Below are 13,700 nucleotides of genomic sequence, written 5' to 3'. Positions count from 1 at the left end.
CTGCTGGGGAAGCGAGATCATGAACCATGGCCAGGAAGAACTACTCCGAAGAGTTTCGCCAGCAGGCGGTTGACCTGTACGAGTCGACACCGGGAGCGACGCTCCTTGTATCGCCCCGGGTTTGTTAGAGGCTCGCAAGTGCCGCGTCGGCGGGTGCCGGTGCGGGGTTGTTGTGATGGTAGACGTCCTCGAGCTCGACGGGCGGAATCATGCCGATCTCGCCGTGCAGACGCCGGTGATTGAACCAGTCGATGTATTCCGCGGTCGCAATCTCGAGGTCGTCGATGTTCTTCCAGGGCCCGAGGTTACGGACCAGTTCTGCCTTGAACAGCGAGTTGAAGGCCTCGGCCAGGGCGTTGTCATACGAGTCGCCGGTGGAGCCGACCGAGGCGACCGCGCCGGCCTCAGCAAGACGCTCGGTGTAGCGGATGGCGACGTATTGAACGCCCTTATCGCTGTGATGCGTGAGCCCGGTGACGGCCTGGCCTGCGTGATCGCGGGTCCAGATGCCCATCTCGAGCGCGTCCAACGCAAGGTCCGTCCGCAGCGACTTCGACAGCCGCCAGCCGACCACGCGGCGGGAGAACACGTCGATGACGAACGCGGCATACACCCAGCCGGCGAAGGTGCGGCAGTAGGTGATATCCGCGACCCACAACTGGTTCGGAGCAGTCGCCGTGAAGTCACGTTCGACCAGGTCAGGTCGATTGTCGGGGCCGCGACCGGAGATCGTGGTGCGTGGGCCCTTGGCCCGGCTGATCCCTCGCAACCCCGCGACGCGCATGAGCCGCTCGACCGTGCAACGCGCCACCGAGATACCCTCCCGCAGCAACTGGGCATGGACCTTCTTCGCCCCGTAGACGCCGAAGTTCGCCGCATGGACGCGGTGGATCTGGACCAGCAGTTCCTCGTCGCGCACTGCCCGTCTCGAGGGTGGGCGGGTCTTGAACGCGTAGTACGTGCTCGGCGCGATCTGCGTGCCCGCTGCGGTCAGCGTCCGACAGATCGGCTCGACGCCGAACTCATGCTTGTGCTGGTCTATGTACTCCACGATCAACGCTGTGGACGGTCGAGCTCCGCCGCGAAAAAGCCGACGCCGACCTCAGGATCGAGTTCGCCCGGCGCGACTCACGCACTTCCTTCTCCAGCTCGACCAGGCGTTGGGACTCGCTGGTCGTGGTCCCGGGACGGTGCCCCTCGTCAACCTCGGCCTGCACGACCCAATTCCTCAGAGTCTCGGGATTGATCCCGAGTCGCTCGCCCACACGACGGAACGTGCCCGACCTCGTCGATGGATCCCGTCGCGCCTGAACAGCCATCCTCGTGGCTCTCTCCCGAAGCTCGTCCGGGTACTTCCTCGGTGCCGCCATGCTCCTCATCCTCCCGTGGAATCAGAGCCTCCACCAGACCCGGGGCGATACACCTGCTCATCGCCGGAGTGTTCCGTCCGGTCTACACCGCCTACTGATGGCGCTCATCGGTTTTCCCCGGAGTTGCTCGGTGAAGTTCCCCGGGTCGCGGGGCTAGGTTAGCGGAGGTTCGTGCCGGTGGTGGCGCGGCGGATTTCTTCGGCGGCGGTGGCGTGGTGACGGAGCCTGTAGGAGGCGCCGTCGAGGGTGACGACGACGGAGCGATGGAGAAGCCGATCGAGCATCGCGGCGGCGACGGTGGTGTCGCCGAGGATCTCGCCCCAGGCACCGACGGGCCGGTTCGTGGTGATCACGATCGAGGTCTTCAGGTAGCGCTGGTTGATGACCTGGAACAGGGCCGAGGCCGCTTCGGCAGGCAGTGGGAGGTAGCCGAGCTCGTCGATGATCAGCAGGGTGGGGCCGGCGAAGAACCGCATCATCGTGGACCATTTGCCCTCGATCGCGGCGCGGTGGCGGCGGGCGGCGAGGTCTGCGGCGGAGGTGAAGTAGACCCGGTAGCCAGCGTTGATCGCGGCGTGGCCGAGGCCGGTGGCGATGTGGGTCTTGCCCACTCCGGGCGGGCCGATGAGCAAGACGTTCGTCGCGGTCTCCAGGAACCGGCAGGATCCCAGCTCGTTCAGGAGGTTGGGGTCGATGCCGGAGGCGGCGTCGTGGTCGAAGTTGCTCAGCGTGGCTCCGGTGGGCAGGTTCGCGAACCGGAACCGGCCCGCGAGGCGACGCTTCTCGGTGGCACTGACCTCGATCGCCAGCAGGCGTTCCAGGGCGTGGGTGAGGGTCCAGTTCTCGGTCTGGGCTTGGTCCAGGATGCCGGGGAGGGCGTCGGCGGCGTCGGCGAGCTTCAGCTCGTCCAGGTGGCCCTTGAGCTGTTGATAGACGCTCGCAGGAGTCGGGGTGGGTGAGGTGGTGGTCATGTCAGGGTGTTCCTGTTCTTCGCGGCCTGCTCATAGGCGGCCAGGTCGATCACGGTGGCATTCGGGGCCGGTGGCCCATTCAAGACCTGGGCGCGGCCAGCGCCGCGAGCACCGGGTGGGATGCGTTCCTTGCGGCGATGAGGCCGTCCCGGCGGGGCCGAGGCCAGTGCGATGGTCTCCAGCGCGGTGACGTGCTGATCGGTGCGCTGGGTGATGCCCAGGCCCGACTCGGCCAAGCGATGGCGGGCCACCGCGGCGCCGGAGGTGGTGGTGATCTCGATATGGTCCGCGCCGAGGTGCTGATGAACATTCACCGTGGCCATCGCGAGTTCGGGAGGGACGGAGTAGCGGTTGCCGCGCCAGTGGATCAGGGCTTGCCGAGAGACGCCCCGTTGCTCGGTCACCACCACCGGGAACGCCATCGGCGGCAGTGGCCGGAGCCGCTCTTGAGCACGCATCGCCGCTGCGGTGGTGGTCCCGGTCGGGCTCTCGCGGCGCCTGCCGTCCTGCCGGGCCGCGAACCTCTCAAGCGAGGTTTGGGCCTGCTCCGCGGTGATCTCATCGGGCAGAGTCCGCCACCAGCGCTGGGCGGCGGTGTGGTTGTTCTTCTCGACCACGCCCTTACGGTTTCCCGAGCGGGGCCGGCAGACGACGGCCCGGACCCCGTGATGCTTCGCGAACGCGGAGAACATCGCGGTCAGGTCTCCGGTGGCGGGATCCAGCACGGTCCGCATCCGATCGAACCGCCACACCCGCGTCAGCCCGCCCAGCAGGCCCACGACGGTCGTCATCGCGGCCAACAGGTGGGGCAGGTCCATCGAAGGTGCGATAGCGGCCCGCCAGACGCCGGAATGGGCGAGTGACCCCACCAGCACATACGCGCCCTTCCGGGGGTAGCCCCACTGCTCGGGTGCGTCGGGCGTCTCGAGCCAGTCGAACTGGGTTTCTTCCCCGGGTGGGTGCTCGATCACCGCGTTGGGACGCTTCGTGACGTGAGCGCAGGCCTGGCAGGCCGGCCGCAACGACCGGTCACGGATCTGACGGGTCAGCGACTGGTAGGAGCCCGCGAACCCCAGCGGCCGCGGCTCGTCCAGCGGCGTCACCGCCCACAAGTGCGGGTCCTCGATCAGCCTGGCGGTGACGTAGTCGGTGAACGGCTCGAACACGTCCGGGGCGGCAGGTTTGCGGACCCCGGGCTCGCGATCACCGCGGAGGTAGGAACGGATGGTCTTGCGGTCATGGCCGGTGCGTCGGGCGATCTCGCTGATCGTGATTCCCTGCCGGTGCAGAGCGTGGATGTCCACGCCGCTCCTCTCTGAGAGCATGAGCGTCGGGCCTCCCTGGAAGGCTGGTGAGTGGTCAGAGACCACCAGCATCCAGGGAGGCCCGCCTCATGCGACGGAGCGACCCAGACTGGGGAATTTCAGTGAGCACAACTGGGGAATTTCAGCGAGCGTCATCACTACCGCATGGAGGCGACCGACGACGCCTACATGACCCGGGTGACCACGGCGTTCACTCTCGCCTCCCGTGGACTCGCCCCACTGTTCGCCCTGACAGGCGGCCTCGTTGCCACGGGGATCGGAGTGCGGGGCGGACTGCTGGTCGGAGTGATCGGACTGGCGCTCTCCGGACTCTTCCTGCCGTGGCGGGAAGCGACCTCAACGACTCAGGTCACATCCCAATGACAATGAAAGTCTTGCCTTACGACCTGCCCGACGTACCGCCCTAAGCAAACGGGGATGATGCGTAGTTAGGGGCCACTCGCGTTGCGGCCCAGCCTCGTAAGGAACGCCAGCAGGACCCCCGCAACGAAGCGTTGGCAGAATCCCGCCATTTTTCAGTGAAATTTACATCGTTCCTCTCGATCAGTAGCGGTGGTGTCCGGTGAGGGTTCCCCTTACGGGCATGCGATCTGGGCTGACGCCTGTGACCGAGTGTTCAGTGCGCGCTGTATAGTTCAGTCCATGCTGACTATTGCTTCGCGTCTCGACGTGATGAACCGCCTGGGTCGTGCACTGGCCGACCCCACTCGATCCCGGATCATCTTGACCCTGCTCGACCATCCCGCTTACCCGGCGGAACTGGCCCGAGATCTGGACCTGACACGCCCGAACGTGTCCAACCACCTGGCATGCCTGCGCGATTGCGGGATCGTCGTCTCCGAGCCCGAGGGTCGTCGGACACGATATGAGATCGCCGATTCGCACCTGGCGCAGGCGCTGACGGCACTGGTCGATGCCACCCTGGCAGTGGACGAAGACGCCCCGTGCATCGATCCCGCCTGCTCGCTTCCCGGATGCGACGCGCTGGGGAGGGCGCATGATCCTCACCTCGGTCTTGCAGGCGATGGGCCTGTTCGCAGCGACCAACATCGACGACATCATCGTGCTCTCCCTCTTCTTCGCGCGAGGGGCAGGCCAGCGCGGCACTACCGCCCGCATTCTGGCCGGCCAGTACCTCGGATTCGCCGGCATCCTCGGTGCCGCGGTCCTGGTGACCATCGGCGCCGGAGCATTCCTGCCCTCGGCGACCATCCCGTACTTCGGTCTCATCCCTCTGGGCCTCGGCCTCTGGGCCGCATGGCAGGCCTGGCGCGGAGACGATGACGACGATGACGACGAGGCCAAGGTTGCCGGCAAGAAGGTCGGCGTGTGGACAGTCGCAGGCGTCACCCTTGCCAACGGCGGCGACAACATCGGCGTCTACACCCCTGTCTTCCTCACCGTGGAACCTCTCGCAGTAGTCGCCTACTGCATCGTCTTCCTCGCGCTCGTCGCGGTCCTGGTGGCCCTGGCAAAGTTCGTCGCCACCCGCCCCCCGATCGCCGAAGTGCTCGAACGCTGGGAGCACATCCTCTTCCCCATCGTTCTCATCGGCCTCGGCATCGTGATCCTCGTCAGCGGCGGAGCCTTCGGACTCTGACGTAGCGGCAGCGATCCAAACGGCCCCGACCGGGCGCACCCCTCTCGGTTCAGACCGCGACACCTACCTGCGACCAGTCCTGCGTGATCGCGGCAACAAGACCGCCACGGAGCGCTGCAAAAACCCCGCCACCAAGCGAACGAAGCCACACCCCGGGGTCACCCACCGCGCCCACCTCGCCGCGAGCGGGGTCTCCGTCTTGCTGGACGTCACCGACGGGCGCGTCCCCGCGATCGCGCACTGGGGCCGTGCCCTCGGGACGCTCGGGCCCGAGGGCCTGGATGCACTGTGCGAGGCGACGGTCCCGCCGGTCCCGCAGAACCTCGTGGACGTCCCGGTGCGCGTCGGCCTCCTCCCCCAGGTCTCCGACGGCTGGCTGGGACGCCCGGGGCTGGCCGGCTCCCGCCCGGACGGCTCCGGCTGGACCCCGCGCCTGATCACCCGCGGCCTGCGGATAGACGGGACGCCGCTGACGGGCACCCACGCCGAGACCGGCGCGGCGCACGTCGAGATCGACCTCGAGGACCCGGCGGAGGGCCTCGGGGTCCTGCTCGAGCGCGAGCCGCTGCCCACGGGCCTGCTGCGTCTGCGCGCCCGCCTGACGAACACCGGCACCGGCCCCTACCGCCTCGACGAGCTCTCCCTCTCCCTCCCCGTCCCCGCCACGGCCGACGAGCCGCTGGACTTCGCGGGTCGCTGGACGAAGGAGCGCACCCCGCGCCGCCGCGCCTTCACCGTCGGCACCCATCTGCGGGAGAACCGACGCGGCCGCACCGGAGCGGACTCCGCCCATCTGCTCCACGCCGGACGGCCCGGATTCGGCTTCCGCGAGGGCGAGGTGTGGGCGGTGCACACCGCCTTCTCCGGCAACCACCGCCACCTCGCCGAGCGCACGAGCTCCGACCAGCGCCTGCTCGGCGGCGGCGAGCCGCTGCGCCCGGCGAGGTCGCCCTCGAGCAGGGCGGGACGTACGAGAGCCCGTGGCTGTACGCGTCCTACGGCGACGGCCTCGACCAGGTCGCCGCCCGCTTCCACCGCCACCTCCGCTCGCGCCCCCATCACGTCGACGCCCGCCGCCCCGTCACCCTGAACGTGTGGGAGGCGGTCTACTTCGACCACGACCTGGAGCGGCTCACCGACCTCGCCGACCGCGCCGCCGCGCTCGGGGTCGAGCGCTTCGTCCTGGACGACGGGTGGTTCGGCTCCCGCCGGGACGACACCTCCGGCCTCGGCGACTGGGTCGTCTCTCCCGAGGCGTGGCCGGACGGCCTCGGCCCCCTGATCGACCACGTGCGGGCGCACGGCATGGAGTTCGGGATCTGGTTCGAGCCGGAGATGGTCAACGAGGACTCCGACGTCGCCCGCGCCCATCCCGAGTGGATCATGGCCCCCTCGCCCGAGCGGATGCCGCTGCGCTCGCGGAACCAGCAGGTGCTGAACCTGTCGATCCCCGAGGCGTACGCGCACGTGCGCGACCAGATGCTCGCCCTGCTCGGCGCCCACGAGATCGGTCGCATCAAGTGGGACCAGAACCGGGACCTGCTGGAGTCCGCGACACGCGCCACGGGCCGGGCCGCCGTGCACGACCAGACCCGCGCCGCCTACCGCCTCATGGACGAGGCGCGCGCGGCCCACCCGGGCCTGGAGATCGAGGCCTGCGCCTCGGGCGGGGCGCGCGTGGACCTCGGCGTGCTCGAGCACACCGACCGGGTGTGGGTCTCGGACTGCATCGACCCGCTCGAACGCCAGCAGATGCACCGCTGGACCTCGCAGCTGATCCCGCTGGAGCTCATGGGCGACCACATCGCCTCCGGCCGCTCCCACACCACCGGGCGCCTGCACACCCTCGGCTTCCGCGCCCACTCGGCGCTGATGGGCCACCTCGGCATCGAGTGGGACCTCGCCGCCGCGAGCGAGGAGGAGCTCGCCGAGCTCACCGCCTGGATCACGCTCTACAAGGAGCGCCGCGAGCCGCTGTTCACGGGCGATCTCGTGCGCGCCGACCGCGGCGAGAGCCCCCTGTGGGCGCAGGGCGTGGTCTCCCCCGATCAGGGCGAGGCGCTGTTCTCGCTGAGCGCCGTCGGCCGTGCCGATGCCGCCCAGCACCCGCGTCTGGTGCCGCCGGGGCTGGATCCCGCCGCCGCCTACCGGGTGCGCGCCCTGCTCGCCCAGCGGCCCGCCCTCGCATCTCACGTCCCCGCCCTGGCTCGCCCGCGTGCTCGAGGCGGACGGGGCGGTGTCGCCCGGCGCGGCGCTGGCCGTCGCCGGCCTCGCCGCTCCCCTGCTCGATCCCGAGCAGGGCCTGCTGCTGTCCCTGACCCGCGAGAGCGCCGCCGGCGCGTCCCGCTGACCCGTCCCCCACCACCACGGAAGAAGGCACCCATGTCCACCGCGACGACGTCGACGCGGTCGGCCCCGACGAGGCGCCGCCGGAAGGACGACACGAAGCTCGCGCCGCTGTTCATCGCGCCCGCCTCGGTCGGCCTGCTGGTGTTCCTCGTCTGGCCGCCGCTGACCGGACCGGCCTGTACTACTCCTTCACGGAGTACACGACCCTCACCCCGCCCACCTGGGTCGGGTTCGAGAACTATCGCCGGCTCCTGGCCGACCCCGTCTTCTGGAACTCGCTGAAGGTGACGGTGCTGTACGTCGTCATCAACATCGGCGTGCAGACCTTGGTCGCGCTGGTCATCGCGGTGCTCATGCGCGCCTGACCCAGTCCACCGTCTTGCGCTCGCTGGTGCTGGCGCCCTATCTGGTCTCGAACGTGGTCGCCGCGATCGTGTTCCTCTGGATCCTGGACACCCAGCTGGGCATCTTCAACATCCTCCTGCAGTGGATCGGCTTCGACCCGATCGCCTTCTGGGCGAGCGAGACCTGGGTGATCCCGACGGTCGCGCTGGTGAACGTGTGGCGGCACATGGGCTACACGGCGCTGCTGCTCTTCGCGGGCCTGCAGTCGATCCCCGCTCACCTCTACGAGGCCGCGCGCACCGAGGGCGCCGGGGAGATCGCGATGTTCCGCCGCATCACCCTGCCGCTGCTGCGCCCGATCCTGGCGCTGGTGCTGATCATGACGATCATCGGCTCCTTCCAGGTGTTCGACACCATCTCGGTCACCACCCAGGGCGGTCCCGCCGACGCCTCCAAGGTGCTCGCAGATGTACATCTACGAGAACGCCTTCGCCCAGTACGAGTTCGGCTACGCCTCGGCGCTGTCCGTGGCGCCGCTGGTGATCCTCATGGTGATCACCTTCGCGCAGTACTGGATGAGCCGTGCCGGCCAGTCGGACCTGGACTGAGAGGACAGTGCGATGACCACGACCACGCGACGGCCCGAGAGCGCGCCGCGCACCGACGCCGACCGTCCCGCTCCCCGGCACCGCCGCGGCATCCCCTGGGGGAGGATCGCGGCCTGGGCCGTGATGGTGATCTTCCTGCTGATCACCCTGTTCCCCTTCTACTGGATGCTGCGCACGGCGCTGTCCAGCAACAACGCCCTGGCCACCGACCCGGCCAGCCTCCTGCCCGTGGGCCTGAACACGGGCGGCTTCGAGCGCGTCTTCGGCCTGCAGGACGTCGAGACCGCGATCTCCCAGGGCGGCTCCGGCGCCTCGATCAACTTCTGGCGCTACCTGCTGAACTCGGTGATCGTCGCGACCACGATCACCGTGATCCAGACCTTCTCCTGCGCGATGGCCGCCTACGCCTTCTCGCGCCTGCGCTGGCGCGGCCGGGACACCGTGTTCCTGATCTTCCTGGGCTCGCTGATGATCCCGCAGATCTTCACCCTCGCCGCCCAACTTCATCCTGATCAAGAACCTGGGGCTGGTGGACACGCCGCTGGGGATCATGCTCCCCACCCTGTTCATCTCGAGCTTCGCGATCTTCTTCCTGCGCCAGTTCTTCAACAACATCTCGCGCGAGGTCGAGGAGGCCGCGCTGATCGACGGGGCGAGCAAGGCGAGGGTGTTCTTCACGCTCATCCTGCCGATCTCCTCGGCGCCGCTGGCGACGCTGGCGCCGCTGACCTACATGACGGCCTGGAACGAGTACTTCTGGTCGCTGATGGTCTCCTACACCGATCAGTCCCGCGTGCTCACCGTCGCGCTCGGCGTCTTCCGCGCCCAGGCCCCGGGCACGGGCCCGGACTGGTCCGGGCTGATGGCGGCGACCCTCGTCGCGGCCGCGCCCATGCTGATCCTCTTCGCCCTGTTCGCGAAGAAGATCGTGAACTCCATCGGCTTCAGCGGGATCAAGTGAGGTGCCCGAGATGACACAGAACCGCCTTCCCCTCCCGCCCTCCGACTCCCCCGCCGGCGCCCCTCCGCGCGGGCTGAGCCGTCGCCGGCTCCTCACGGGCACGGCGGCGCTGGCCGCGGGCGCCGCGGGCACCGTCGCGCTCAGCTCCTGCGGGACGAGCGCCGCCCCGCCCGGCGCCACCGAGATCGACTACTGGCTGTGGGACGCGAACCAGTCGCCCGCCTACTCCGCCGCGATCGATGCGTTCACGGCCCAGAACCCCGACGTCTTCGTGCGGATCACCCAGCTCGGCTGGGACGACTACTGGACGAAGCTCACCGCGGGCTTCGTCGCGGGTGCCGGCCCCGACGCCTTCGCCGACCATCTGGCGCGCTTCCCGGAGTTCGTCAGCCTCGGCGTGATCGCGCCGCTGGACGATCTCGCACCGCTGGCCGATGTCACCGCCGACCGCTTCCAGGACGGCCTGCAGGAGCTGTGGACCGGGCAGGACGGGAAGCGCTACGGCGTCCCGAAGGACTACGACACCATCGCGGTGATGTACGACAAGGGGATGCTCGAGGAGGAGGGGCTGACCGAGGACGACCTCGCGGGCCTGGACTGGAACCCCGAGGACGGCGGCTCCTTCGAGCGCCTGCTCGCCCGGCTCACGATCGACGAGAACGGCGTGCGCGGCGACGAGGAGGGCTTCGACCCGTCGCGCGTGGCGCGCTACGGCATGGGCGCCGACGCCGGGATCGACTACGTCGGCCAGTCCACCTGGTCCGCCTTCGCCTTCTCGACCGGCTGGACCTTCACCGACGCCGACACCTGGGGCACGACCTTCCACTACGACGACGACCGCTTCGCGGCGACGATCGACTGGTACTTCGGGCTCGTGGACAAGGGCTTCTTCCCGCCCTTCGGCATGTTCGGCGACTCCAGCCCCGTCCAGACCCAGGTGCAGTCCGGGAAGGCGGCGCTGGGCCTGGCCGGCTCGTGGATGATCACGACCTGGGCGAACCTCGAGGGCGTCGACCTCGGGATCGCCCCGCCGCCGACGGGCCCGATCGGCACCCCGATGTCGATGTTCAACGGCCTGGGCGACTCGATCGCCGCCCAGTCGGAGAACAAGGAGGAGGCGGCGCGGCTGATCGCCTTCCTCGCCTCCGACGAGGCGCGCGGATCATCGGCGAGCGCGCCCCGTTCTTCCCCGCGACCGACGTGGGGACGGAGACCGCGATCGCGGCCTATGCGGAGCGGGGCCTGGACGTCACCCCGTTCACGGACCGGGTGGCCGAGGGCGAGACCGGCCGGTACCCGCTGGTGGAGAACTCCGCCGCGATCATGTCGATCATGCGACCGGCCTTCGACCAGTGCTGGATGCGGCGGATCGACGGCGCGGACTTCGCGGCCTACAACGAGCGGGTCAACGCGCTGTTCGAGTGACGGTCGCGTCCACGTGACGTCCATGTCCGGGCTCCGATGCACGGGAGCCGGGGCGTCGGCGGCGGGGTCGCTCAGACCTCGCCGCCGACGAACTCCTGGATCGCGATGACCGCGGCGCCGCGCGCCCACTGGTCGAAGTCCCCGCCGAGCTCTCGCAGGACGAGGTCCTGCTCGCGCGATGGGGAGCGAGGCGCGCAGGGTCCGCTCGAACTCCCCGTCGGCCGCGAGCACCAGGTCGATCGTCTCCCCGCCGAGCACGATCGCCTCGGGGTCGACGACGGCGACCACGGCGGCGGCGGCGCGCGCCAGTGTGCGGGCGAGGTCCGCGCTGAGGGCGCGGGCGGCGGGGTCGCCGGCCGCGAGCCGGGCCCGCAGGCGTTCGACGCCCTCGCCCTCCCCCAGCACCCCGGCCTCCCGCGCCGCCTCGACCACCGCGGCGGTCCGCGCCGAGCGCCAGAAGGGCTCGGGGGCGCCGTCCTCCCGTGCGGCGACGGGCAGTCGGCCGGTGAGCCCCGCGAGATGGGAGCGTCCCTGCAGCGACCGCCCCTCGACGACGGTGCCGATCGCGACGCCGACCCCGATCGTGAGAACCGCGAAGGTGCGATAGGCGCGGCCGATCCCGAACCAGTTCAGGCCGTGGATCATGGCGGCGATGTCGTTGTCGACGGTGACCGGCAGGGCGAGGCGCGCCTCGAGCCGGTCGGCGAGGTCGACGGGGTTCTCCCAGCCGAGGATCCAGGAGGAGTCCACACGGCGCCGGTCGGCGACGCGGCCGCCGATGCTGACGCCCACCCCGGCCACGTGCGGATGCGCGCCGGCGAGGGCGAGAACGGGGTCGACCACCGCCTCCGCGACCGTCTCGGCGGAGGTGTCCGGCGCCGGCATCACCAGCTCCTCGAGAGCGTTGCCGCGCGCGGTGGTGACCACGGCGTGGACCTCGTCGGCCGTGACCTTGACCCCGATGAACCGGGGACCGTGGTTCTCCTCGATGTCCAGCGGTCGCTGGGGACGGCCCTTCGCGAGCGCCACGGTGTCCAGGGGGTGGAGGTGACCGGCCTCGAGCAGATCGCGGGTCGCGCGCGTGACCGTCGGCGCGGACAGGCCCAGGCGCTCGGTGAGATCGCGACGGGAGCGCGGGCCGAAGCGCGGCAGATCCCGGTACACGGCCCGGGCGCTGGTGCCGCCGAGGTCGGGGACCGCCGTGACGTGCCCCGCGACGTGCCCCGCGTGCTCGCGCCGCTCCCCGTGCATCCCGCTAGTCTAGCGGCGGGAGCGGGTCGCACCCTCCCGGCCCGATCTGCGATGCTTTCGCCGACAGCGACGCCCGGCCGCCGCAGGAGGCGGCCGGCTCCACGACGCCCGAGGGGGAACACCGATGAGCGAGTCCGCGAGCGCCGGCACCGACCGTTCCGAGGTCACGATCTACACCGCCTACGAGATCGACTTCATGCTCGGCCTGCGCGACACCGAGAGCGCGCGGATCACGCGCGAGCAGATCGGCCGCGCGCCGCCCCGGAGCAGGCGCGCGAGTTCGTCACGGCCGCGGTCACCTCGGGGCGCGCGCCCGCGGGAAGGTGGAGCGGTCCGCGGACGGCCAGTGGTCGCTGGGCGAGGAGGGCCAGGTCATCGCCGGCGCCCTGACGGCGGCGGACCGCTGGCTCGGGATCGCGCTGGCCGAGGGCGAGGCGATGCGGATGGCCTTCATCATCAAGGCGAACGACGCGATCCTCATGCTCACCCAGGACGAGCTGGACTCCTTCGTGGTCTCGGCCCTGCCCGACGCCGCGCACGTGCCCGCCTCGGTCGCCGACATCGTCCTGGCCTTCCTCGAGGACGGCGCCGAGCGCACCGTCTCGCTGCGCCGCACCGAGATCTCCTCCCCCGCCGATCAGGTGCCGCTGATGGTGCACGTCGAGGCCGACGGCTCCTGGCGCCTCGGCCACCTGCCGCTGGACGATCAGGGCGTGCTGACGGTCTCCGAGGTCACGGCCGCGCAGGCTGCCCGAGGTCGTGCGCGCGCTGTGGGAGGACGGCACGAGCGCGGCGCCCGCCGCCTGAACGCGGGCCACGACGTCGACGGCGGCGTCCGCCGGCCGGTCCCGGACCGGCTCGCGGGCGCCGTGCGCGCGTCGGCCCCTGGCCTCTCAGCGCCGCCCGGGGCCCGCCTGTCGGCGCCGGTGCGACTCCGTGCGCAGTGCCCGTATGTCCTGCCCGGAGGGCCGAGTGAAGGTCCACACGGGACGGTCGAAGGCGGGCATCACGATCCTGGTGCCGTCCTCGAGGCGCGCCGCGGCGGTGAGCCAGTGCACCGGATGCACCACGCGGGACTCGATCGCCGCGATCCGCTCCCAGGCCACGTCCCGGTGCCGCACCGGGCCGACCACCCGCGACCCGTCCGCGGAGATCTCGACCCGGGCTCGCGCCGTGCCCAGCGCCACGATCCCGAAGCGGACCCCCAGCGACCCCAGCAGCGGCGCGAGCGCGCCCAGCGCCCCGACGACCACCAGCAGTCCTAGCCCCGGGGAGCGGCCGTCCGGCACCGTGCCCAGCAGCGACACCATGCCCAGCACGCTCACCAGTGCCGTGCCCAGCGGCGCGGCCGCGACGACGGCGCGCGCGGCGGTGTCCCTCGTGGCGTGCGCGGGCAGCGCCGCCCGCACCCGTCCCCGGTCGCGGCCCGTGCGCGCCGGATCGAGCGCGGTGACCATCCGCTCGACGGTCGCGCTGCTGCGGGAGTAATCGGGCA

The 13,700-nt window shown here is 70.4% G+C and carries 8 protein-coding genes, 5 pseudogenes and 1 other annotated feature; of the genes and pseudogenes, 8 read left to right on the top strand and 5 right to left on the bottom strand.

The annotated features are described in order from the left end of the window. Positions 1 to 124 precede the first annotated feature (124 nt). The 3 genes from WKH84_RS18595 to WKH84_RS18585 all read right to left on the bottom strand — a co-directional run bounded on the left by WKH84_RS18595 (position 125) and on the right by WKH84_RS18585 (position 3,666). Positions 125 to 1,370, bottom strand: a protein-coding gene (locus tag WKH84_RS18595) for an IS3 family transposase (protein WP_341854718.1) whose coding sequence is annotated in 2 segments (ribosomal slippage) — positions 125 to 1,085 and positions 1,084 to 1,370 — 1,248 coding nt in all. Because the reading frame shifts where the segments join, the coding sequence is not laid out codon by codon here. Beyond that, positions 965 to 1,093: a sequence feature (AL1L pseudoknot), on the bottom strand. It overlaps the preceding gene by 129 nt. A gap of 158 nt (positions 1,371 to 1,528) precedes the next feature. Further along, the gene (istB, locus tag WKH84_RS18590) at positions 1,529 to 2,341 is read right to left on the bottom strand and encodes an IS21-like element helper ATPase IstB (protein WP_341854561.1); all 813 of its coding nucleotides are present in this window, start codon (positions 2,339 to 2,341) and stop codon (positions 1,529 to 1,531) included. Continuing rightward, positions 2,338 to 3,666 (bottom strand): IS21 family transposase, encoded by a 1,329-nt coding sequence (locus WKH84_RS18585; RefSeq protein WP_341854717.1) that lies wholly within the window; start codon positions 3,664 to 3,666, stop codon positions 2,338 to 2,340. The genes istB and WKH84_RS18585 overlap by 4 nt, the downstream gene beginning before the upstream one ends. Before the next feature lie 144 nt (positions 3,667 to 3,810). Here WKH84_RS18585 and WKH84_RS18580 point away from each other — a divergent pair, with 144 nt between their 5' ends. The 7 genes and pseudogenes from WKH84_RS18580 to WKH84_RS18550 all read left to right on the top strand — a co-directional run bounded on the left by WKH84_RS18580 (position 3,811) and on the right by WKH84_RS18550 (position 11,063). After that, the gene (locus WKH84_RS18580) at positions 3,811 to 4,029 is read left to right on the top strand and encodes a hypothetical protein (RefSeq protein ID WP_341854716.1); all 219 of its coding nucleotides are present in this window, start codon (positions 3,811 to 3,813) and stop codon (positions 4,027 to 4,029) included. A gap of 279 nt (positions 4,030 to 4,308) precedes the next feature. Continuing rightward, a pseudogene (locus WKH84_RS18575) lies at positions 4,309 to 4,644 on the top strand (metalloregulator ArsR/SmtB family transcription factor); the annotation flags it as partial. 19 nt (positions 4,645 to 4,663) lie between these two features. Further along, positions 4,664 to 5,266 carry a cadmium resistance transporter gene (locus WKH84_RS18570; protein ID WP_341854715.1) on the top strand — a complete coding sequence of 201 codons (603 nt, stop codon included), beginning with the start codon at positions 4,664 to 4,666 and terminating at the stop codon, positions 5,264 to 5,266. 199 nt (positions 5,267 to 5,465) lie between these two features. Further along, positions 5,466 to 7,616: pseudogene (locus tag WKH84_RS18565) on the top strand (alpha-galactosidase). Positions 7,617 to 7,648: 32 nt separating this feature from the next. Beyond that, positions 7,649 to 8,568: pseudogene (locus tag WKH84_RS18560) on the top strand (sugar ABC transporter permease). Positions 8,569 to 8,580: 12 nt separating this feature from the next. Continuing rightward, a pseudogene (locus WKH84_RS18555) lies at positions 8,581 to 9,529 on the top strand (carbohydrate ABC transporter permease). A 10-nt stretch (positions 9,530 to 9,539) separates the two neighbouring features. Next, positions 9,540 to 11,063, top strand: a complete 1,524-nt coding sequence (locus WKH84_RS18550) for a sugar ABC transporter substrate-binding protein (protein WP_341854714.1) — start codon at positions 9,540 to 9,542, stop codon at positions 11,061 to 11,063. Positions 11,064 to 11,248: 185 nt separating this feature from the next. On the opposite strand, the pseudogene WKH84_RS18545 reads toward WKH84_RS18550, so the two are convergent. Continuing rightward, a pseudogene (locus WKH84_RS18545) lies at positions 11,249 to 12,205 on the bottom strand (ROK family transcriptional regulator); the annotation flags it as partial. Between the two features lie 893 nt (positions 12,206 to 13,098). Then, a complete protein-coding gene (locus WKH84_RS18540; protein WP_341856960.1) occupies positions 13,099 to 13,515 on the bottom strand; it encodes a PH domain-containing protein in 417 nt (138 codons plus the stop codon). Between WKH84_RS18540 and WKH84_RS18535 the strand changes: the two genes are divergently transcribed. After that, positions 13,514 to 13,693 carry a hypothetical protein gene (locus WKH84_RS18535; protein WP_341857039.1) on the top strand — a complete coding sequence of 60 codons (180 nt, stop codon included), beginning with the start codon at positions 13,514 to 13,516 and terminating at the stop codon, positions 13,691 to 13,693. The genes WKH84_RS18540 and WKH84_RS18535 overlap by 2 nt on opposite strands. Positions 13,694 to 13,700: the final 7 nt, after the last annotated feature.

The organism is Brachybacterium sp. GPGPB12 (assembly GCF_038396325.1).
Lineage (GTDB): Bacteria > Actinomycetota > Actinomycetes > Actinomycetales > Dermabacteraceae > Brachybacterium > Brachybacterium conglomeratum.
Note: the sequence above shows the minus strand (reverse complement) of the source record. Positions and strands in the feature narration are given on the sequence as shown.